The organism is Massilia sp. GCM10023247 (genome assembly GCF_042653325.1).
In the GTDB taxonomy this organism is placed as follows: domain Bacteria; phylum Pseudomonadota; class Gammaproteobacteria; order Burkholderiales; family Burkholderiaceae_D; genus Telluria.
On the sequence record NZ_JBHSIB010000004.1, the window covers coordinates 94,916 to 115,996 of the forward strand.

A 21,081-nucleotide genomic window follows, 5' to 3' on the forward strand; every position below is an offset into this window, starting at 1 on the left:
ACCGATCAGGACAACGATGAAAAAGCTTGCCGCTCTCCTTGCCGCCGCCGCCATCGCACACCAGGCCGCGGCGGCTCCGGTCGCGGGCCAGGTCGCAAAACCGGCCCGTGCCGTCCCCGCCGCCGGCGTCGATCCCTTGACTGCCGACATCGACGCGCGCGACGCGCTGCGTTTCGCGCCGCTCATGCAGGATAGCGCCTTGCCCACGGCCGACATCCTGCAGCGCGCTTACCTGGATGGCGCCGGACTCGGCGTCAAAATCTTCACGCCGAACCGGATCGTCGACGCCCAGCGCCTGGCGCAGGCGGTTGCTGCCAGGCCCGAGCACTATCGCTATGCCATCCGGGAGTGCCTGCCCCAGTTGCCGGCCTTGCGCAGCGATCTGCGGGCGATCTACCTGGCGTATGCAGGCCTGCTGCCGGAACGTCCGCTGCCTGCCATCAAAGTCGTCTTCGGCGCCGGTAACTCGGGCGGGACGGCGAACACCGAGGCGCAAGTCATCGGCCTGGAGGTCACCTGCCTGCCCGGTACCACGCCCGAGCAGTTCCGCAGCACCATGCGTGACTTTTTTGCGCATGAAACGGTCCATGCCTGGCAGGGAGAAAGGACGCCGCAAGAAATGGCCGATCCCTTGTTGGGCCAGTCCTTGCGCGAGGGCGTCGCCGATTACCTTGCCAGCCTGGTTACCGGAACCGTGCCCGACCTGGACCGCGACGCGTGGGCCCGCCAGCGGGAATCCTGGTTATGGCAAGAGTTCCAGCGCGATCGCCAGGCCATGCTGGCGGACAGCGAGAGCATGCGCACACCCAAGGCGAGCCCGCGCTTTCGGCGCTGGCTCGCAAATTATGGTTCGGCGCCCGAAGGATGGCCTGTGGAAGCGGGCTACTGGGTCGGCATGCGCATCGCTGAAGCATACGTGGCGCGTGCACAGGACAAACACGCTGCCGTTCGGGAGCTGCTCGAGTTGCGCGATCCGGGGGCGATCCTGAAGGCCAGCGGCTACGGATTGTGAGGCCCGCCGGGTCCCCCTGAGCCGCCGGCGTGTTCCGCGCTGAAACCTGCTGCCGCTTCCGCTATAGTGGTGGCTTCGTTGGCGCACGCGAACGGGACGGCGATATGGTATCCAGTCAGCCAGGCTTTATCTTTGCAACCGGCATAGAAAACAGCATTCCGACCATTGCTGCCGGCCGGGTCCGCATGGACGAGATGGACAAGTGCGGGCACTACCGGCACTGGCGGCGCGACTTCGACCTAGTGCAGGAACTCGGCATCCGCTTCCTGCGCTATGGCCCGCCGCTGCACACGACGCTGCTCGGTGCGGCGCGGTACGACTGGTCGTTCGCCGACGAGGTCTTTCCCGACCTACGGCGGCGCAGCCTGGTGGCGATCGTCGATCTGTGCCATTTCGGGCTGCCCGATTTCCTCGGCAATTTCCAGAATCCGGACTTTCCCGAGATCTTCGCCGCCTATGCGCGCGCTTTTGCCCAGCGCTATCCCTGGCTCCAGCTGTACACGCCGGTCAACGAGATGTCGATCTGCGCCCTGTTTTCCGCCCTCTACGGCTGGTGGAACGAGCAATTGCGCAGCGACAAGGCCTTCGTCACGGCGCTGAAACACATCGTCAAGGCGAATTTGCTGGCCATGCGCGCCATCCTGCAGGTGCGTCCGGATGCGCTGTTCATCCAGAGCGAATCGACCGAGTATTTTCATGCCGCGACGCCAAGGGCGATCGGCCCGGCCGAGACGATGAATGCGCGCCGCTTCCTGTCGCTCGACCTGAACTACGGGCGCCGGGTCGACTCCACCATGTACGAATACCTGCTCGACAACGGGATGACCCGCGACGAGTACCATTTTTTCCTGAATAACAACCTGAAGCATCATTGCCTGATGGGCAACGATTACTACCAGACCAACGAGCATCGGGTGTCCGCCGACGGCTCGACCAGGGCGTCCGGCGAAATCTTCGGCTATGCCGTCATCACGCACCAGTACTACAACCGCTACCGCCTGCCGGTGATGCATACCGAAACCAACCTGTGCGAAGGGCCGCGCGGCGACGAGGCCGTCAACTGGCTGCACAAGGAATGGGCCAACGTGCTACGGGTCCGCAACAATGGCGTGCCCATCGTCGGCTTTACCTGGTATTCGTTGACGGACCAGGTCGATTGGGACACGGGCCTGCGCGAAAACAATGGCCGCGTCAACGCGCTGGGCCTGGCCGACCTCGAGCGCAAGCTGCGCCCGGTCGGGCATGCCTACCGCGAGCTGATCCGGGACTGGACCGACGTGCTGCCGACCCAGAGCGTCTGCCTGCAGGTGCCGATGTCGCTCAGCCAGGATTATCCGGACCTGGGCGGCGTGTCCCCGCACCTGGCGCCCGACCCCGACACGGCCACCAGCGCGCCGAAAAACACGGAATAGGAGGCAAGTCATGCGATTCGAGGGAAAGGTCGTTCTCGTCACCGGCGCCGCCAGCGGCATCGGCCTGGCCTCGGCAATGCGTTTTGCCGCCGAGGGCGCCAGCGTCGTGCTGGTCGACCGCGATGCCGCCGGCTTGCCGGCGGCAACCGCCAAACTGCGCGAGCACGGGCGCGGGGAGACGCTGGAACTGGTGTGCGATGTCGGCGACGAGCGCGCCGTCGTCGCCGCCGTCGAGCAGGCCATGGCGCGCTTCGGGCAACTCGATGTCGTGGTCAACAACGCCGGCCTGATGATCTTCAAACCGATCGCGGAACTGACCGGAGACGACTGGATGAAGGTCTTGCAGGTCGACCTGCTCGGCGCCTTCTTCTTCATCAAGCAGGCCTTCCTGCACATGAAGCGGGGCGGGGCCATCGTCAACCTGTCGAGCGTGCATGCAATCAGGACCGAGCCCCATGTCGCGCCCTATGCCGCGGCCAAGGCGGCCTTGCTGTCGCTGACGCGCTCGGCGGCGCTGGAAGGCATGGCCAAGGGTATCCGGGTCAATGCCATTTTGCCCGGCGCCATCGACACGCCGATGTTGTGGAATAACCCGCAGGTGGCCTCCGGGGTCGAGCATATCGTTCCCGCCGAGGTAGGAAAAGCGGAGGACGTCGCAGCCGGGATTGCCTTCCTCGCCGCCGGGGAATCGGCCTTCGTCCAGGGCGCATCACTGCTCATCGACGGCGGGCGCCTCAGCCAGCTGTAGCGCCCGCCATCCTGGTCAAAACGCGTACTCGGCCTTTGCCACCATCGTGCGCCCGTTGATCCCGAACGGGCAGGTCTCCCAGCAGTGCGTAAAGCCCATCTGCGGGAAGGGCGCGGCGCGGGTCGTGTCCCAGCGCGTCGGGTAGGTGTCGAACACGTTGTTCACGCCGAGCGACAGCGACAGGCTGCGGGTGAGCGCGTGGCGCAGCGACAGGTCGAGCAGCCATTTGCCTTCCCAGGTCTGGACGTAGGGCGCCGTAAAGCCCTGGCCCTGCACTGCGCCGTAGTAGTTGGCGCGGGCATTGGCGTTCCAGGCGCCGCGCGTGTAGTCGGCGGCCACCACATGGTGCTGGCGCGGCTGGCCGCGTTCGATCAGGGTCACCTGGGCATCGTCGAACAGCTGGGCGCCGCTGAGCAGCGGGGACTGCGAGCGGCGCGCCTTGACCTTCGTGCGGTTCAGGCCGACCTGGCCGGACAGCACCAGCGTGCCGGAGGCAAGGCCGCGCGTCGTGTGCTCGGCCACCAGGTCCAGCCCGCGCGTTTCGGTATCGATCGCGTTGGTAAAGAATTGCGCCTGGCCGACCCGCAGCGGGCCGAGGACGGCGCGGATCGGGCAGGACGCGCGGCTGGCGCAGGCTCCGGCCCCCGGCGCGCTTTCTGGTGAAATTGTGCTCGAGAAAACGATGCGGTCATCGATGCCGGTGCGGTACAGGTCGGCCGTCAGCGAGAAATTGGGCGCCGGGCGCAGCACCATGCCGATGCTGGCGCTGCGCGAACTTTCTTCCTTGAGCGGGGCGATGCCGAGCGCCCGGGTGACGGCGCTGCCTTCGCGCGCGGTCAGGGTCTCGGTCAGCACGCCGGCATTGTTCAGGTTGGTCGACACCGAGCTGTAGAACTTTTGCTGCACCGATGGCGCCCGGAAGCCGGTCGAGGCGCTGGCACGCAGGCCGAAGGCGCGCAGCGGGTCGAAGCGCATCATCAGCTTGCCGGTCGTTGTGTTGCCGAAGTCGGAATAGCGTTCGCGGCGCAGGGCCGAGCCCAGGGTCAGCTGTTCGCTCCATTTATGTTCGGCGTCGAGGTAGAACGCGGTGTTGTGGCGCCCTTCGTAGACTTGCGTGCCCGGGGTATAGCCCGGAAAACCCTGGATGCCGGCCTGGGCGATGCCGCCATGCTGGTCGCGGATGACGATGGTCGAATTGTTGGTGCGGCCATATTGATACGACACCGGTTCGCCGGCCTCGATGCGGTAGCTGTCGCGCCGGTATTCGAAGCCGGCACCGACGAAGATCTCCTGGCCGAGGAAGCGGACCGGCCCCTTGAGGTCGAAGTTGAAGGTCGACTGCTGGAAGCCCAGCGTGCCGGTGTAGGCTTCGCGCGGCGATTCGGCGTGGACGCTGCAGGCGCAGTTCGGTTCGTACCAGTAGCTGACGTTGATCGAATTGCGCTCGTTGAAGACGAGTTCGCTGCGCCCGTGGTTGAAGCTGGCGTCGAACTTCCACTCGCCGGTCAGCTGCCCGCGGTAGCCGAAGGCGAACGAGCCGTCGCGCACCTCGGTCAGGATGTTCGGCAGGAAGCCTTGCGGATAGACCGCCGGGACATTGCGCGCGTCTTCGCGCGGACGATAGAAACCCGCCGCTTCCCCTAGGCGGCGCGAGGCGCCGCCGAACCAGTACAGTTCGCCGCCATGCTTGAGTGGCAGCATCGCGTTGGTCCATACATAGGCGTCTTTCGCCAGGCTGTCGCCGATGCGCTGGGTGACGCGCGCCGGCGTCACGCGCAGCGAGTCGACGCCCGCGCGATTGGTCTCGCCGCGGCGCCGGCCTTCGACCGCCAGCGAGAGGAAGCCGCCGTCGCTGCCCAGGGCGAAGCCGCGGTAGGCGCTCGCGCCATACGTGTCACCGTCGCCCTCGGCGGTGGTGCCGCCGCTGAGGCTGGCCAGTCCCTTGCCCGGGCCCTCCTTCAGCACGATGTTGATCACGCCGGCGATCGCGTCCGAGCCATATTGGGCGGCGGCGCCGTCGCGCAGCACCTCGATGCGGCTGATCGCCGAGATCGGGATCGCGTTGATGTCGGTGCCGGCCGAGCCGCGCCCGACGGTCTGCTGGACGTTGACCAGGGCCTGCTGGTGGCGGCGCTTGCCGTTGACCAGCACCAGCAGCTGGTCCGGCCCCAGGCCGCGCAGCGTCGCCGGGCGGATGATGTCGGTGCCGTCGCTGATGAAGGTGGTGCTGAAGTTGAACGAGGGATCGAGCTCCTGCAGCGCCTTGCCCAGCTCCAGGGAGCCGGTCGAGGCCAGGTCCTTCGCGCTGACCAGGCCGACCGGCACGGCGGTGTCGAGTTCCGAGCGGGCCGCGCCGCGCGAGCCGACCACGACCACCTTGTGCGTCGCGTCGTCCTCGCTGGCCTGGGCCTGGGTTTGCGCCTGCGCATGCGGATAGGCGGCCAGCAAGGCGGCGGCCAGCAGGGTCAGTGCGTGTTTTTTGTGCGGCATCGCGGTTCCTCTTGAACAGGGTCAGTGACTGAGGAATCTTGCTCGCAGTAACTCTTCGGGGCTTGCGCTGGAGCAAGGCGGCCGGGAGAAGCAGTGGCGGTGTGTTGTGTAGGCAACAGCCGGCAGGGATTCGCCGCTTAGGTCTGGTCCCGCATCCACTCCTTCAGGCCGTCGACCCAGCTGCGGGCGGGCAGGTTCAGGCGGCGCCGGATCTCGCCTGCGCGCTCGTACAGGGTCGAGAAATCGAGCTGGGGCGCGCGCTTGAAGGCGATCACGACGATGTTGGCGTCGTGCACTTCCGGCAGCCAGACCACCGCATCGAAGACGTCGATCATCGCCGCCAGGTTCTTGTCGTAGTTACCGGTCTCGCCAAAGACGTTGGCGGTCATGATGCCGTCCGGGGCCAGGCAGTCGAAGCAGGCCTGGTAGAACTCCGGGGTGTCGAGCACCGGGCCGCGCGCCTGTTCGTCGTACAGGTCGACCTGCAGCACGTCGATCGTGCCGCGGCGGCGCGGGTCGAGCACGAAGTCGAGCGCGTTCATTTCGAGCACCTGCAGCCGCGCGTCGTTCGGCGGCAGCTCGAACAGGGCGCGGCAGATGGCGATCACGTTCGGATTGAGTTCGACCGCCGTCACCTGCGCCTCCTCGAAACGGCGGTAGCAGAACTTGGTCAGCGCCGCGCTGCCCAGGCCCAGCTGCACGATGCGGCGCGGCGCCGGCTGGAACAGCAGCCAGGCCATCATCATCTGCACGTATTCGAGTTCGATCGCGTCCGGGCGCGCCAGGCGCATCGCGCCCTGTTCCCAGGACGTGCCCAGGTGCAGCGAACGCACGCCGTCGAATTCGGTGATGGTGGCGGGCGGATGGCCCGGCTGGGCAAAGCGGGGATCGAGTGGAGGCGGCTTGCTGGACATGGTGCGCTGGATCGGCGGGGAAGGCCGATCTTACCAGAGCAGGATTCAGGATGCCGGCAGGATCAGCGTCACCGCCAGCCCGCCGCCTGCGCGGTTCGACAACAGGATGCGTCCGCCATGGGCTTCGGCGATCTCGCGCGCCAGCGCCAGGCCGAGGCCGGTGCCGCTGCGCTTGGTCGAGTAGAAGGGCACCAGCGCATTGGTCAGCACCGCTTCGCTCATGCCGCTGCCGCGGTCGAGCACTTCGATGCGCAGCAGGTCCTGCACGCGGCGTACCCGCAGTTCGACGGTGCCGGGTGCCGCGCCGGATTCGTGGGCGTTTTTCAGCAGGTTGAGCAGTGCCTGTTCGAGCTGGGCCTGGTCGACCAGCGCGGGGTCAAGCGGCAGCTCTCCCACCAGGCGGAAGTCCACCTGGGCAGCGAGGCGCGCGACGAAGGGCGGCCAGGGGCAGCGTTCCAGGCGCGGCGTCGGCAGCTTGGCGAAGCGCGCATAGCCGAGGATGAAGCTTTCCAGGTGGCGCGTGCGCTCGCCGATGGTCTCCAGGATCTGCGGCAGGCGCTCGGTCTGGCCGCGCCGCACCAGCTCGGCGCCCGAATGGGCCAGCGAGGCGAGCGGCGCCAGCGAATTGTTCAGTTCATGGCTGATCACGCGGATCACTTTTTTCCAGGTCTGCACTTCCTGGCGCCGCAATTCCGCCGTCAGGTGGCGCAGCAGCAGCAGTTCGTGGCGGCGCCCGTTCAGGCTGAAATGGCTGCGCGCCAGGTGGTAGACCTGTTCGTCCTCGCCTTCCCCGGCGGTGAACAGGCCGTCGCCGCCGCGTTCGAGGGCTTCGCCCAGCGCCGGCGAGGCTTGCGCCAGCAGCGCCTGCAAGCCATGGCCTTCGAGCTTGCGCCCATCGCCCAGCAGCTGGCGCGCGGCCAGGTTGGCGTAGACCACGGTGCCGGCGCGCTGCGGCGCGTCCGCCACCAGCAGCATCGCCACCGGGGTGTTCTGCACCATGGTGTCGAGCAGCAGTTCGCGCTGCACCAGGTCGCGGCGCTGCTCGCGCAGCACGTTGCCGAGTTCGTTGTGGGCGCGGATCAGGTCGGCCAGTTCGTCGTTCTGCGGCCAGTGCAGGCTGAACGAAAAGTCGCCGTCGCGGTAGCTCGTCACGGTGCCCTCGAGCGCGCGAAACAGCGACAGGATCGGCTGCACCTGCGAGCGCACCGTGATGACGGCGACCGGGACCACGCAGGCCAGGCACAGGCCTGCCACCAGCAGCGGCTGGCCCGGCAGCAGGTGGTCGAGCCCGAGGGCGATGGCGATGCCGACCGCCAGCAGGGTGCCGACCAGGGCCGAGAAGCGGGTAACGAGCGAGAGGCGGAGGGAGCGGCGCATGCGCGGGAGGTTCAAGGGCGCCCGATGCCCAGGCGCTCCATGCGGCGGTACAGGGCCTGGCGCGACAGGCCCAGGTCGGCGGCCGCCTGCGACACCACGCCGCCGGCGCGCGCCAGGGCGGCGGCGATGGCGTCGCGGTCGGGCTCGGCCTCGAAGGCCGGCGGCGGCAGTTGCGCAGGGGCCGGCAAACCGAGGTCGGCCGCGCGGATGGTCTCTCCCTGGGCCAGCAGGTTGGCGCGCGCCATCACGTTTTTCAGTTCGCGCACGTTGCCCGGCCAGGCATGCGCCAGCAGCGCGCGCTCGGCGCTCGCGTCGAAGCGTTTGCCGGGCGCGAGGAAGCTGACGGCCAGCGGCAGGATGTCGAGCGGACGGCAGCTCAAGGCCGGCAGGCGCAGCTCGATCACGTTCAGGCGGTAGAACAGGTCTTCGCGGAAGCTGCCGGCGCGGATCATCGCCGCCAGGTCGGCATTCGTGGCACTGATCACCCGCACCTTCACCTGCCGCTCGCGGTTCGCGCCGAGGCGCTCGAAGCGGCCCGTCTCCAGCACCCGCAGCAGCTTCATCTGGCCGGCCGGCGGCAGGTTGCCGATCTCATCCAGGAACAGGGTGCCGCCGTCGGCCGCCTCGAACTTGCCTTCGCGGGCGCGGGTGGCGCCCGTGTAGGCGCCGGCTTCGGCCCCGAACAGCTCGGCTTCGATCAATTCCGAGGGCAGGGCGCCGCAGTTGAGCACGACGAAGGGACCGTTCGCCACCTGCGAGTTGGCCTGGATGATCTCGGCGATGCGCTCCTTGCCGGTGCCGTTCGGGCCGGTAATCAACACCGGCACGTCGGCGCGCGCCACCTGGCAGGCCAGCTGCAGCACCCGTTCGGTGGCCGGGTCGGCCCAGACCAGGCCGCGCAGGTCGTACTGGGTTTCCAGCTCGCGCCGCTCGCGCCGTTCGCGTCCGACGCGCTGGGCCAGCGCGCGGTTGGCCTGGCCGAGTTCGATCAGGTTGGTGACGGTGGCGAGCAGGCGCTCGTCGTTCCAGGGCTTCGGGAGGTAGTCGGCGGCGCCCGCCTTGACCAGGTCGACCGCGGCGTCGAGGTGGGTCCAGGCGGTGAGCAGGATCACCGGCAGGTCCGGATACAGGCCGCGGATCTGCTTGAACAAGGCCACGCCTTCCTCGCCCGAGGTGGTCTCGAGCGTGAAGTTCATGTCCTGGATCACCAGGTCGACGCGCTCGCGCGCCAGCAGCGCCAGCCCCTCTTCGGGCGAGGCCGCATGCAGGGCGGCGATGTCGTGCAGCGAGAACAGCACGTCGAGGGCGATGCCGACGGCGGCGTTGTCGTCAATGATGAGTACGGTAGGCATGGGCGTCAGGATAACATTGGCACTGAGCATTCGTGCATTGCCATCAAGCACTTCTGGTCGCCAGCGCCGGCGAAATGCTGGCCGCGCGCCAGGCCGGCCCGTAGACGGCGATCACGCCCAGCGACCAGAACACGATGCCGCCGACGACCAGGTATTCGAGCGGCAGGCGCGCCATTTCCAGTTTGCTCACCAGGAGCTGGTTGAGCGCCACCCCGAGCAGCACGCCGCCCGCCACGCCGGCGCTGGTGATCATGAAATTCTCGGTCACGAAATAGCGCAGGATGTCCGAGCGCTTCGCGCCCAGCGCGCGGCGCACGCCGATCTGCTTGCGGCGCTGGGTGACCCACAGGCTGGCCATGCCGACGATGCCGCTGGCGGTGATCAAGAGCAGCAGCACGCTGACGGTGACGAGCATCCACGACAGCGCGAGGTCGGCGCGGTAGCGGTCCTTGCGGTACTGGTCGAGCGTCGTCGTTTCCAGCACCACCGGCGTTGCCGACGCCTTGCGCAGGGCCGCTTCGACTTCGCGGATCACGCGCTCGCGCTGGCCGGCTTCGGCGCGCACCGTGTACAGCGCGCCGGGATAGTTACCGTACATGCGCATCGGGGCGATGCTGGAAAACTCGCCGCGTTCGCTCACCTGCGCGCTCTGGGTCTGCAGGCGTTCGACCACGCCGACCACGCGTACTTCGATGGCGTCTTCCCCGGTGCCGAAATACATGTTGCGACCGACCGCCGGCGTGCCGGGCCACAGCTTGTCGGCCAGGGCCTTGGTGATGATGACGAAGCGCGGGGTGATGTCGGTATTGGCGTCGACGTCGATGTATTCGCTGGGGAGGAAGTCGCGGCCTTCGACCAGTTTCAGGCCCCAGGTCTTGATCAGCGAATCGGGCGAGAAGTAGAAGGACGAGGGCGCCGATTCGTCGACCTGCTTGCGGTCGACGGCGACGCTGTTGTTCCAGCCCGACTGCGACATCGGGATCTGGTTGACGTTGGCCGCCGCCAGCACGCCGGGCACGGCGCGGATCACCTCGATCTCGCGTTTCTGGGTCGCCAGTTGCTGCTCGGGACCGCCGCTGGAGAGGTTGCGCACGCTGATCGAGAAGACCGCTTGCTCGTCGGCGACGCCGCTCGGGCGCGCCGCTGCTTCGCGGCGCTCGCTGACGATATGCAGCGCGTTGGCCAGGATCGCCAGGCTCAGCGCGATTTGAAGCGCGACCAGGATTGCACCGGTCTTGTTGCGCAGGAGCGCGGACAGGATGGGACGGATTTCCATGATGGTGATCTCTTGTTGGTTATTGCGACTTGAGTTGCAGGGCCGGGGTCACCTGGCAGGCGCGCCAGGTCGGCAGCAGCCCGGCCAGCACGGCGGCCAGCACCGACAGCACGAAGGTAAAGGCAAGCATGGTGACGTCCATGTGCGCCACGACCGCCGCTTCGCGGCTGCCCATCCCGATCAGGGCCAGCGCGCCGAACGCGAGCACCAGGCCGAGCATGCCCCCGGCCAGGCCGACCACCGCGCTCTCGATCAGGAACTGGCGGAAGATCTCGCGGCGCGAGGCACCCAGGGCACGCCGGATGCCGACTTCGGCGGCGCGCACGGAAAACTTCGCCAGCAGCAGGCCGATCGTGTTCACCAGGCACAGCAGCAGGAAGCCGAAGGCCAGCCAGGCCGACAGCTTCGTGTCCTTGCCGACCACTTCGCGCTCTTCCATCCATTCGTTGACGTTGAACAGGCCGATCGGGGCGGCGCGCTTCATGCGGCCCAGCTTGCGCTGTTCGGCGGCGTAGTTGTCGAGGTAATTCTTGAGTTCGGCGCGGTCGGCGCTCGATTCGGTCTCGAACCAGAACTGGAACCAGGTGCATTCCGAGCGCAGCCTGCCCTGGAAGCCGGGGTCTGAGCGCTCGGAGCAGTTCATGCCGCCGTTATGGCCGGTTTCGTGGCGGATCGCGCTGGCCAGCGGAATGAAAAAGTCCTCGCTGTCGCCGAACTGCTCGCCGCCGACCAGCCTGTAGTAGCGCGGCTGCGGGTTCCACTTGTCGGTCACGCCGACGACCGTGTACGGGAAACCCAGCAGGTTGAGGCGCTGGCCGACCGGGTTGGCCGTGCCGTAGAGTTTTTCGGAAATCTCGCGGCTGAGCACGACGACGTCGGCGCCGCGCTCGTCGTCCTGGGCGCTCCAGGGCTGGCCATGCAGGAAGGGCACCTCGAACATGGCGAAGAAGTCACGTGTCGGTGCCAGGCCCGGGCCCGTAAACACCGGCAGTTCCTTGCGCGGCGGCTCGATCGGTCCGGCGATGCCGTACAGGCCGGTGCGCCGCACGCCCTGGCCGCTTTTCAACAGGTTCACCACGTCCTTGTAGGTGACCTGGTTTTCGCGCAGCTTCTCGCCGGGGTTGTAGCCGTCGAGCGGCGCGACGTCGAAGATCGGCACGAACAGGCGGTCGCTCTTGTGCGGGATCGGGTCGCCCGACATCATGTGCAGGATGGTCAGCGTCGAGACGCTGGCGGCCACGCCGATGGCCAGCGTGAGCACCATCAGCGCGGTCAGGGCGGGATTGCGGCGCAGGCTGCGCACGCCGAGCTTGAAGTAATAGCTGAACATGGCCGTTCCTTATGCGTGCGCGCCGGCGCTGGCGGCCAGGGTCGGGCTTCTGCGCACCAGGTCCGAGACCTGGCCGTCGATGATGTGCACGTTGCGGTGGGTGCGCACGGCCAGCTCCGGGTCGTGGGTGACCATCAGGATGGTGGTCCCGGCGGCATTGATCTCTTCCAGCAGTTCCATCACGCCGCGCGCCATTTGCGTGTCGAGGTTACCGGTCGGTTCGTCGGCCAGCAGCAGTTTCGGCGAGCCGGCCAGCGCGCGCGCGATCGCCACGCGCTGCTGCTGGCCGCCCGAGAGCTCGGCCGGGAAGTGTTTCATGCGCGAGGCCAGGCCGACTTTCGCCAGCGCGTCCTCGATGCGTTCCTTGCGTTCGGCGGCGTTGAAGCCGCGGTAGCGCAGCGGCACGTCGACGTTGTCGAACAGGTTCAGGTCGGGGATCAAATTAAACCCCTGGAAGATGAAGCCGAGTTTTTCGTTGCGCAGGCGGCTACGGGCGTCGTCGTTCATGCCCTTCACGTTGACGCCGTCGAGCACATATTCTCCGCTCGTGAATTCCTCGAGCAGGCCGGCGATGTTCAGGAAGCTGGTCTTGCCCGAGCCCGAGGGGCCGGTGACGGTGACGAATTCGCCCTTGTTGACCTGGATCTCGAAGCCGCGCAGCGCGTGGGTCTCGATCATGTGGGTGCGGTACACCTTGGAGAGGTTGGTCATGCGCAGCATGGGATGTCCTTTCAGGAGAAGTTTTTATTAACGCTCAGTGAGTCAATTAATCGAGACGCGCTCTGCGTTCTCGAAGGTGTCGGTGCCGGCGACGACGATCTTGTCGCCCGGTTTCAGGCCTTTGATGATTTCGACGGAGGACAGGCTGGTGGCGCCAAGCTCGATCGGGGTGCGCACCGCGACGCCATCCTTCACGACATAGGCGAAGCGGCCGCCTTCGCTTTCCACGAAGGGGCCGCGCGCCACCATCACGACGTTCGGCTTTTCCTCGATCAGCAAACGGGCCGTGACGCGCTGGCTCTGGCGCAGGCCCTTGGGCTGCTCGCCATCGAAGCGTACCCGCGCCAGCACCTGGTTCTTGACCACCTCAGGTGAAAGCGCGACCAGCTTGCCGCTGGCCGTGCCGGCGGGCAGGGCGATCTCGGCGGTCATGCCGAGGCCCATGTCCGAGACATAGGTTTCCGGGACCTCCAGTTCGACTTCCAGGCGCGACAGGTCGACCAGGGTCATCAAGGGCGCATTGGCGGCCACCACCATCCGGTTCTGCACGTTCAGGGTGCCGATAAAACCGTCGACCGGCGCGCGCACCGTCAGCTCGTCGACGCGGCGCTGGGCGTTCGCCATCGACAGGCGCGCCCGTTCGAGTTCGTTGGTCTTGGTGCGGATCGCCAGCGCCACGTCGTCGCCTTCCAGGTTGGCCGCCTGGGCCGCGTGTTTGGCGCGGATGCCGGCCGAGTTCAGCGCATCCTTGGCCTTCTGGTAGTCGATCTTGGCGATGACGCCGACCTGCGCCACGCTCTCGTAGCGTTCCAGCGTGCGCTGGGCCGACAGGCGGTCGATCTCGGCGACGTCGGCTTCGCGCTGGGCCAGCAGCTTTTGTTTGCGCGACAGGATCTGCTGGCGCGCGACCTCGGCTTTCAGTTGTTCGTAGGTCGACTGTTCGCGTTTCAGGGCGTCCGACAGGTCGGGCGACTCGAGCACAGCGAGGACATCGCCCTTTTTGACGGTGTCGCCGGCGGCCACTTTGAGGTTGACGGTGGCCGGGGCGGTCGAGAACAGGGTCGGGCTGACGGCGGCCACCACGCGGCCGTTGACCGAAGCGTCGCGCACCAGGGTGCCGCGGCCGACTTCGGCGATGCGCAGGCGGCTGGCGCTGACGGAATGCGCGCTGTCGCCCCAGCGCGAGAACAGCACGGCGGCCAGGGCGGACAGCAGCACGGCGGCGCCGATCCAGAGGGCGCGGCGCTTCAGGTGTTGCCCCGGCGGCGCGGCAACGACAGTGTCTTGATGGGATGTATCGCGGATCATGATGTGTTTTCGGTAACGACGTGGATGCGGTCGTTATTGCACGATCCGTGCCAGCAGCTAAGTGCTTGATTCGATTCGAGTGGAAGGGTGTCCGGGGTGTCCGTACGGGAGCGGGCGTACGTACGCGGACACGGGCGTGTCCGGTGGACGGGTGTGCTGGACGCCCGCTTATTTGTTGGCCGGACGCTTATTCATCAGGAACTTGGCGAGCGCATGATAAGCGGGCAGCGAAGTCGGGTCGTTCGCGGCGTTCGCTGCGGTCGGATGGCTGGCGAAGCGCGCGATGACCATCTTTGCCTTCGGATCGATGTAGAGTGCCTGGCCGTGGACGCCGCGGGCCATGAATGCGCCGTGCTCGTTGTGCGTCACCCACCACATGTCGCGGTAACTCCAGCCGTCGAGCAGCGTGTAACCGGCCTTGGCGAAGTCGGCGCGATTGCCGCCCTTGCGAATATCCTGGACCGCCGCCCTGGGGACGATCTGCTGGCCGTTGAAGCGCCCTTCGTTGCGGATCATTTCGCCGAACCGTGCCAGGTCGCGCAGCCCGGTGTTCAGGCCGCCGCCTGCGAACGGGGTCCCGATCGAATCGACCGACATGTACGCGTCCTGTTCGGCGCCCAGCTTGCTCCAGATGCGCTCCGACAGCAGCTGCGCCACCGAGCGTCCGCTCACGCGGGCAAGTACCCAGCCGAGCGCGTCCGTGTTGGCGGTACGGTAGTGGAATGCCTCGCCGTGCGCGCCCTCGGGCTGTACGGTTTGCAGGAATTCGTAATAGGTGCGCGGGCCGCTGTAGTCCTTCGGTTTCGGCAAGGGGTTGCCGGCGGCGGCGTGCTTCCACACCTCGGCCTTCGGGTCGGCATAGTCCTCGCTGAACTTGATCCCGGTCGTCATGTCCATGAGCTGGCGTACGGTCGCGCTGCCGAATGCGGAGCGTCCCAGTTCCGGGACGTAGTCGGCGACCTTGCGGCCCGGGTCCAGCGTTCCCTCGGCAACCATCATGGCAGCCAGCGTGCCGGTGAAGGTCTTGGTGACCGACATGGCGCCGTGCTGTCCCGCCGGCTTGAGGACGCCGAAGTAACGCTCGTAGACCACCCGCCCTTCATGGAGGACGACGATGCCGTCGGTATAGTTGGCCAGGAGCGAGTCCTGCCAGCTCATCGGGCGCTCGCTGCCGGTCGGCAGGAAGCTGACGCGGTCGATATCGTCCCGCAGAGCTCGCTTGAGTTTGCCTGGCGCGCCCAGTCCGCGCGACACGTTCACGGTCGGCATCAACTGCCTGAAGTGCGACACACTCCAGCGCATCGCGGGAAATTGAAAGTAGCTGCCGTCATCGAAGCGCAGGATGCGGTCCGGCGGCGGGGGCGAGCCGACCATCCAGCCCAGCCGCGCGGGGTCGGAGGCGATTGCGTTGGGAAACTGTTCGGCGCCGGAAACGCTGCCCGGTACGAGGAGTGCCATCAATACCGCTGGTATCACGCCGCCTGCCATGCTCGCCTCCTTTGATTCTGGTAATCAAGGAACCCGGAAAATACGATGGGCCAGTATAGCGAATTGGCTGCGGCGCGCGATTCGACTTATCTACGCGGCAGCGGCGTGCCTTTATCAATGACTTCGCGGCAATCGCCCTTCATGCGCGCATTGTCGTAGTCGGTCCAGCCGTAGCTGTCGACATAGCGCTTGTGGCGTTTCAGCTTGTCGCTGGCGATGCTGCGCTCCAGGCGCTCGTCGGGATAACGGATGTCGCCCAGGTCGACCAGCGTATGGAACACATTTTCGGTGGACAGGCGCGCCGCGCGGTGCGCGCGCAGCTGCGCCACCTTGTCCGGGAAGCGCGCGCCATAGGCATCCGAATACCAGGCAAAGGCGGGCACGTGGAATTCGTGCTGGTTGTTGTGGCCATGAAAAACCTGGCGGCAGGCGCCGTCGTACAGGGTCTGGCCGTGGTCGGCGACATACATCAGCGCCGCCGCGTTCTCGCCCGCCTTCAATTGCTTGAGCAGCTGGGCCAGGAACCAGTCCGTGTACAGGATCGAATTGTCGTAGCTGTTGTTCAGCTGCGCTTCGATCGCGCCATCGGTCAGCACCGGTTTTGCCACGCCCGCCAGCGAGGGTTGCCAACGGTCGAAGGCGGCCGGATGACGCTGCGCGTAATTCCAGTGGCTGCCCAACGTGTGCAACACGATCAGTTTCTTCGGCGCCGGATCGCGCAGGGCGCGGGAAAAAGGCTGCAGCAGCACTTCATCGTAGTTCGAGCGGTGGGTAAAGCCGCCCAGGTTCAGGAACTCGACCTCGTCCGCCTCCTTGGCGAACACGGACACGGGCGTGTCGAATTTGCCGAACGAGATCTGGTTCGACAGCCAGAAGGTTTTGTAGCCGGCCTCGCGGAAGGCGCTGAGGAAGGATTTTTCCGTGAACCCGTCCTTGAGACTTTGCATCGCCGGCTTGCGCGAAATGATGACCGGCACCGACAGGCGCGTTGCCGAGACCGAGGTGATCAGGTCCTGCAGCGTCACCAGGTTCGGTTCCTGGCCCAGCAGCGGATTGGTCTGGCGCGCGTAGCCGTTGATGCTCCAGCGGTCGTAGCGGGCCGATTCGCCCAGCACCATCACGATCACGTCCGGGGCATTGGCCGGGTCGGCCTGGGTGGCACCGAAATGGAAGGCCGCGCTGCGCTGGTGCAGGGCGGCGAGATACACGCGCTCCTTGTAGAAATCGAGCCCGCGCAGCACCACGCCGAAGGGCCAGGACCCGGCAAAGGCCTGGATGTCGAAGGGCGGCTGGGCCCAGTGCGGCAAGGGCGGCAAGGACGGTAGTGAGCCGGACGAGGTCTTGCGCGCGCCCGCATCGAGGCGCATCGGGTCCGGCTTCGACGCCGCGGGGACGGGTATGCCGCCGGGCGCGGCGACCCCGGCCTTGAGTCCGTAGGCGAACAGGCCGGCGCCGGCCAGCAGCACGCCGAGCACGAGCCAGCGCGAGCGGTCGTTCCAGTCGAGGTCGCGGGTGGCGAGGGCGGCGCGGTAGCTGGCGGCCCACCAGGCCAGCATGGCGAGCACCACCGCCAGCATCAGCCAGACCCGGGCGCCCAGGTATTCCATCGCCTCGAGCGGGCTGGTCTCGAGCATGATGCCCAGGTGGTGGGTCGAAATGCCCTGGCCGTAATAGGCGTACAGGTAGAGTTCGGCAGGCAGCGCGAGGAAGCTGGGCAGCAGCAGCCAGTGGAAATACGCCGGCCGCTTGAAGAGGGCCCAGGCGCCGATCCAGGCAAACACGGCCATGCCGGCCAACTGGGCCGGCCGCGCAACGGGCAGGCTCAGCGCCAGCGGGAACAGCGGCACCAGCGACAAGGCCAGGTAGGTCAGCACGAGCGTCAGGTTGGCGGGGCGCAATAATGGTCGCAACAACGGGCGCAGCTTGTATGGCATGAAGAAATGGTGGCGGGGCAAAGGCGGCTATTATCCTGCCTTTATTGCCGGGGCGGCTATATTCGCCGTGCACGCGCGGGGCTGAGGCCTCCGGCAACATTGTCGTCTGTGTCACGCTTGCCACAGCCGTTCGGCTTTTTGCCGGGGCCGCTGCCCAGAAAATCAGCAAATTGGTTGACCGCATTTTGCGAGGGGTCTATACTCGCGAGTTCTCGATTTATTCTGCACATCGCCTACGCATTCGCAGCCGCTCCTTCGGTGAGTGGCTTTCGTCGCCTCCGCTGTCAGACAATCCGGGACTAGGTTTCAGTCCCCGGGCACATGTCCGGGTCATCAACTGTAGTACTTTGTTGGATTAGGAACGATGCCAACCATCAATCAACTGATTCGCAAGCCGCGCGTTGCCGCGGTTGTGAAGAGCAAGTCGCCGGCACTGGAAAACTGCCCGCAAAAGCGCGGTGTTTGCACCCGTGTGTACACCACGACCCCAAAGAAGCCTAACTCGGCTCTGCGTAAGGTCGCCAAAGTTCGCCTGACCAACGGTTTCGAAGTCATTTCGTACATCGGCGGTGAAGGCCACAACCTGCAAGAGCACAGCGTTGTCCTGCTGCGCGGCGGCCGTGTGAAAGACTTGCCAGGTGTGCGTTACCACATGGTTCGCGGTGCACTGGATACCCAGGGCGTCAAAGACCGTAAGCAAGCGCGCTCGAAGTACGGCGCCAAGCGTGCCAAGGCTGCGAAGAAGTAATAGCGGAGTAGCAATTCGCGGTCTCGTCACATCGAGGTCACATTTAAAAGTTAAGTTGAGCCGGCCGGAAGGTCGAGTAAGTGAGTGGTCATGATGGCCCTCGCGAGTGCTGCCAGGCACTCAACTGAAGATAGGAAGGAATTGAAATGCCACGTCGTCGTGAAGTACCCAAGCGCGAGATCCTGCCAGATCCAAAATTCGGCAACACCGATGTCGCCAAGTTCGTCAACGTTCTGATGCTGTCCGGCAAGAAGTCGGTCGCTGAAAACATCATCTACGGTGCGTTTGAACATATCCAGCAAAAATCGGGCAAGGACCCACTGGAAGTGTTCGCGGCCGCGATCAACAACTGCAAGCCGATGGTCGAGGTGAAATCCCGCCGTGTCGGCGGCGCCAACTACCAGGTGCCAGTGGAAGTTCGTCCGGTCCGTCGTATGGCGCTGTCCATGCGTTGGTTGCGCGAAGCCGCAAACAAGCGCAGCGAAAAATCCATGCCACAACGCCTCGGCGGTGAACTGATGGAAGCGGCAGAGATGCGCGGCGGCGCGATGAAGCGTCGTGACGAAGTCCACCGTATGGCTGAAGCGAACAAAGCGTTCTCGCACTTCCGCTTCTAAGCAAAAAAGTAATATCTGCTGTTCAGGCCGGGCACATTTTGATTCAAGATGCTGCTCGGTTTTGTCCATTCAAAGATTTAGGAAAAATTATGGCACGCAAGACCCCCATTGAGCGCTACCGCAACATCGGTATTTCCGCTCACATCGACGCCGGCAAGACGACGACGACCGAACGCGTCCTGTTCTACACGGGCGTGAACCACAAGCTGGGCGAAGTGCACGACGGCGCAGCAACGATGGACTGGATGGAGCAGGAGCAGGAACGCGGCATTACCATTACCTCGGCAGCGACGACCTGCTTCTGGAGCGGTATGGCCAAGAACTTCGAGCCGCACCACATCAACATCATCGACACCCCGGGCCACGTTGACTTCACCATTGAAGTCGAGCGCTCGATGCGCGTCCTGGACGGCGCCTGCATGGTTTACTGCGCAGTCGGCGGTGTGCAGCCACAGTCGGAAACCGTGTGGCGCCAGGCTAACAAGTACAAAGTCCCGCGTCTGGCCTTCGTCAACAAGATGGACCGTACCGGTGCGAACTTCTTCAAGGTCTACGAGCAGATGCGCGCTCGCCTGAAGGCAAACCCGATCCCGCTGCAGATTCCAATCGGCGCCGAAGACAGCTTCAAGGGCGTGGTCGACCTGGTCAAGATGAAGGCCATCGTCTGGGACGACGCGTCGCAGGGCATGAAGTTCGAATACGCCGACATCCCGGCCGAGCTGGTCGATCAAGCCAACGAATGGCGCGAAAAGCTCGTCGAGACCGCTGCTGAAGCGAACGAAGAGCTGATGAACAAGTACCTGGAAGAAGGCGACCTGTCGGAACAAGACATCAAGACCGCCCTGCGCCAGCGCACCATCGCATCGGAAATCGTTCCGATGATGTGCGGTACCGCGTTCAAGAACAAGGGCGTGCAAGCCATGCTCGACGCCGTCATCGAATACCTGCCATCGCCAGTGGACATCCCACCGGTCGCCGGTACCGACGAGGACGACCAGCCGGTCACCCGCAAGGCCGACGACAGCGAGAAGTTCGCTGCGCTGGCATTCAAGATCATGACCGACCCGTTCGTCGGCCAGCTGATCTTCTTCCGCGTCTACTCGGGCATGGTCAATTCGGGCGACACCGTCTACAACCCTGTCAAGGGCAAGAAGGAACGTCTGGGCCGTATTCTGCAGATGCACGCGAACCAGCGCGAAGAAATCAAGGAAGTCCGCGCCGGCGACATCGCCGCAGCGGTCGGCCTGAAAGAAGCGACCACCGGCGAAACCCTGTGCGATCCTTCGGCCATCATCACGCTGGAAAAAATGGTCTTCCCTGAGCCGGTCATTCAGCAGGCTGTCGAGCCGAAGACCAAGGCCGACCAGGAAAAGATGGGCCTGGCCCTGAACCGCCTGGCACAGGAAGATCCGTCGTTCCGCGTGCGTACCGACGAAGAGTCGGGCCAGACCATCATCGGTGGTATGGGCGAGCTGCACCTGGAAATTATCGTTGACCGCATGAAGCGCGAATTCGGCGTCGAAGCAACCGTCGGCAAGCCACAGGTTGCCTACCGCGAAACGATCCGCAAGGCAGTCACCGACGTCGAAGGCAAGTTCGTCAAGCAGTCGGGCGGCCGTGGTCAGTACGGTCACGCAGTCCTGTCGATCGAGCCGCAAGAGCCGGGCAAGGGCTTCGAGTTCATCGACGCCATCAAGGGCGGTGTGGTTCCACGCGAATACATCCCTGCAGTCGAGAAGGGTGTGCGCGAAACCCTGACCACCGGCGTGCTGGCTGGTTACCCGGTCGTCGACGTGAAAGTCACGCTGACCTTCGGTTCGTACCACGACGTCGACTCGAACGAGAACGCGTTCCGCATGGCCGGTTCGATGGCATTCAAGGACGGCTGCCGCAAGGCGAACCCGGTCATCCTCGAGCCGATGATGTCGGTCGAAGTGGAAACGCCGGAAGACTACGCCGGTAACGTGATGGGCGACCTGTCGTCCCGCCGCGGCATGGTGCAGGGCATGGACGAAATCCCAGGCGGCGGCGGCAAGATCATCAAGGCCGAAGTTCCGCTGTCGGAAATGTTTGGTTACTCGACCTCGCTGCGTTCGGCGACCCAGGGCCGTGCAACCTACACGATGGAATTCAAGCACTACTCGGAAGCGCCTAAGCACGTGATCGACGCAATCGTCACCGCCAAAGCCAAGTAATCACCAAGCAAATCAATCCGCCGGGGTCGGTCCCGTCCCGGCGGGTCTAAAAACAAAACTAAATAAATCGTTCTTTTAAAGGAAGATCAAAATGGCAAAAGGTAAATTCGAACGGACCAAGCCGCACGTCAACGTCGGCACCATCGGTCACGTTGACCAC

The 21,081-nt window shown here is 65.4% G+C and carries 16 protein-coding genes and 1 pseudogene; 7 read left to right on the forward strand and 10 right to left on the reverse strand.

Features of this window, described 5'->3' with window-relative positions; genetic code table 11:
• Window positions 1–16 precede the first annotated feature (16 nt).
• The 3 genes from ACFPAH_RS01340 (at window position 17) to ACFPAH_RS01350 (ending at window position 3,172) form a co-directional block, all read left to right on the forward strand.
• Window positions 17–1,012, forward strand: coding sequence for a DUF2268 domain-containing putative Zn-dependent protease (locus ACFPAH_RS01340; protein ID WP_379739461.1), 996 nt, complete (start codon window positions 17–19; stop codon window positions 1,010–1,012).
• Window positions 1,013–1,116: 104 nt separating this feature from the next.
• Window positions 1,117–2,424: a family 1 glycosylhydrolase gene (locus ACFPAH_RS01345; protein WP_379739464.1), complete on the forward strand. Its 1,308-nt coding sequence runs from the start codon at window positions 1,117–1,119 to the stop codon at window positions 2,422–2,424.
• Window positions 2,425–2,434: 10 nt separating this feature from the next.
• On the forward strand, window positions 2,435–3,172 hold the full coding sequence (locus ACFPAH_RS01350) for an SDR family NAD(P)-dependent oxidoreductase (protein WP_379739467.1): 738 nt from the start codon (window positions 2,435–2,437) through the stop codon (window positions 3,170–3,172).
• A gap of 15 nt (window positions 3,173–3,187) precedes the next feature.
• On the opposite strand, the gene ACFPAH_RS01355 is transcribed toward ACFPAH_RS01350, so the two are convergent.
• The 10 genes from ACFPAH_RS01355 to ACFPAH_RS01400 form a co-directional block, all read right to left on the reverse strand.
• Window positions 3,188–5,662, reverse strand: coding sequence for a TonB-dependent receptor plug domain-containing protein (locus tag ACFPAH_RS01355; RefSeq protein WP_379739470.1), 2,475 nt, complete (start codon window positions 5,660–5,662; stop codon window positions 3,188–3,190).
• Between the two features lie 137 nt (window positions 5,663–5,799).
• Window positions 5,800–6,576, reverse strand: a complete 777-nt coding sequence (locus ACFPAH_RS01360; protein ID WP_379739473.1) for a spermidine synthase — start codon at window positions 6,574–6,576, stop codon at window positions 5,800–5,802.
• A gap of 45 nt (window positions 6,577–6,621) precedes the next feature.
• Window positions 6,622–7,953: a sensor histidine kinase gene (locus ACFPAH_RS01365; protein ID WP_379739476.1), complete on the reverse strand. Its 1,332-nt coding sequence runs from the start codon at window positions 7,951–7,953 to the stop codon at window positions 6,622–6,624.
• A gap of 11 nt (window positions 7,954–7,964) precedes the next feature.
• Window positions 7,965–9,305 (reverse strand): sigma-54-dependent transcriptional regulator, encoded by a 1,341-nt coding sequence (locus tag ACFPAH_RS01370; RefSeq protein WP_379739479.1) that lies wholly within the window; start codon window positions 9,303–9,305, stop codon window positions 7,965–7,967.
• A gap of 43 nt (window positions 9,306–9,348) precedes the next feature.
• Entirely contained in the window at window positions 9,349–10,581 is a 1,233-nt protein-coding gene (locus tag ACFPAH_RS01375) for an ABC transporter permease (RefSeq protein WP_379739482.1), read from the reverse strand.
• A 19-nt stretch (window positions 10,582–10,600) separates the two neighbouring features.
• Window positions 10,601–11,911 (reverse strand): ABC transporter permease, encoded by a 1,311-nt coding sequence (locus tag ACFPAH_RS01380; RefSeq protein WP_379739486.1) that lies wholly within the window; start codon window positions 11,909–11,911, stop codon window positions 10,601–10,603.
• Window positions 11,912–11,920: 9 nt separating this feature from the next.
• On the reverse strand, window positions 11,921–12,631 hold the full coding sequence (locus tag ACFPAH_RS01385) for an ABC transporter ATP-binding protein (RefSeq protein ID WP_379739489.1): 711 nt from the start codon (window positions 12,629–12,631) through the stop codon (window positions 11,921–11,923).
• 42 nt (window positions 12,632–12,673) lie between these two features.
• Complete coding sequence (locus ACFPAH_RS01390) at window positions 12,674–13,939, reverse strand: efflux RND transporter periplasmic adaptor subunit (RefSeq protein WP_379739492.1); 1,266 nt, start codon at window positions 13,937–13,939, stop codon at window positions 12,674–12,676.
• 168 nt (window positions 13,940–14,107) lie between these two features.
• A complete protein-coding gene (locus ACFPAH_RS01395) occupies window positions 14,108–15,397 on the reverse strand; it encodes a serine hydrolase domain-containing protein (RefSeq protein WP_379739495.1) in 1,290 nt (429 codons plus the stop codon).
• A gap of 116 nt (window positions 15,398–15,513) precedes the next feature.
• Window positions 15,514–17,361 (reverse strand): phosphoethanolamine transferase, encoded by a 1,848-nt coding sequence (locus tag ACFPAH_RS01400; RefSeq protein WP_379739498.1) that lies wholly within the window; start codon window positions 17,359–17,361, stop codon window positions 15,514–15,516.
• Window positions 17,362–17,725: 364 nt separating this feature from the next.
• Here ACFPAH_RS01400 and rpsL point away from each other — a divergent pair, with 364 nt between their 5' ends.
• From rpsL to ACFPAH_RS01420, 4 genes and pseudogenes are all read left to right on the forward strand, one after another.
• A complete protein-coding gene (rpsL, locus tag ACFPAH_RS01405; protein WP_091877422.1) occupies window positions 17,726–18,109 on the forward strand; it encodes a 30S ribosomal protein S12 in 384 nt (127 codons plus the stop codon).
• A 146-nt stretch (window positions 18,110–18,255) separates the two neighbouring features.
• Complete coding sequence (rpsG, locus tag ACFPAH_RS01410; protein ID WP_182990690.1) at window positions 18,256–18,726, forward strand: 30S ribosomal protein S7; 471 nt, start codon at window positions 18,256–18,258, stop codon at window positions 18,724–18,726.
• Window positions 18,727–18,815: 89 nt separating this feature from the next.
• Window positions 18,816–20,921 carry an elongation factor G gene (gene fusA, locus ACFPAH_RS01415; RefSeq protein WP_379739501.1) on the forward strand — a complete coding sequence of 702 codons (2,106 nt, stop codon included), beginning with the start codon at window positions 18,816–18,818 and terminating at the stop codon, window positions 20,919–20,921.
• Between the two features lie 91 nt (window positions 20,922–21,012).
• A pseudogene (locus ACFPAH_RS01420) lies at window positions 21,013–21,081 on the forward strand (elongation factor Tu); the annotation flags it as partial.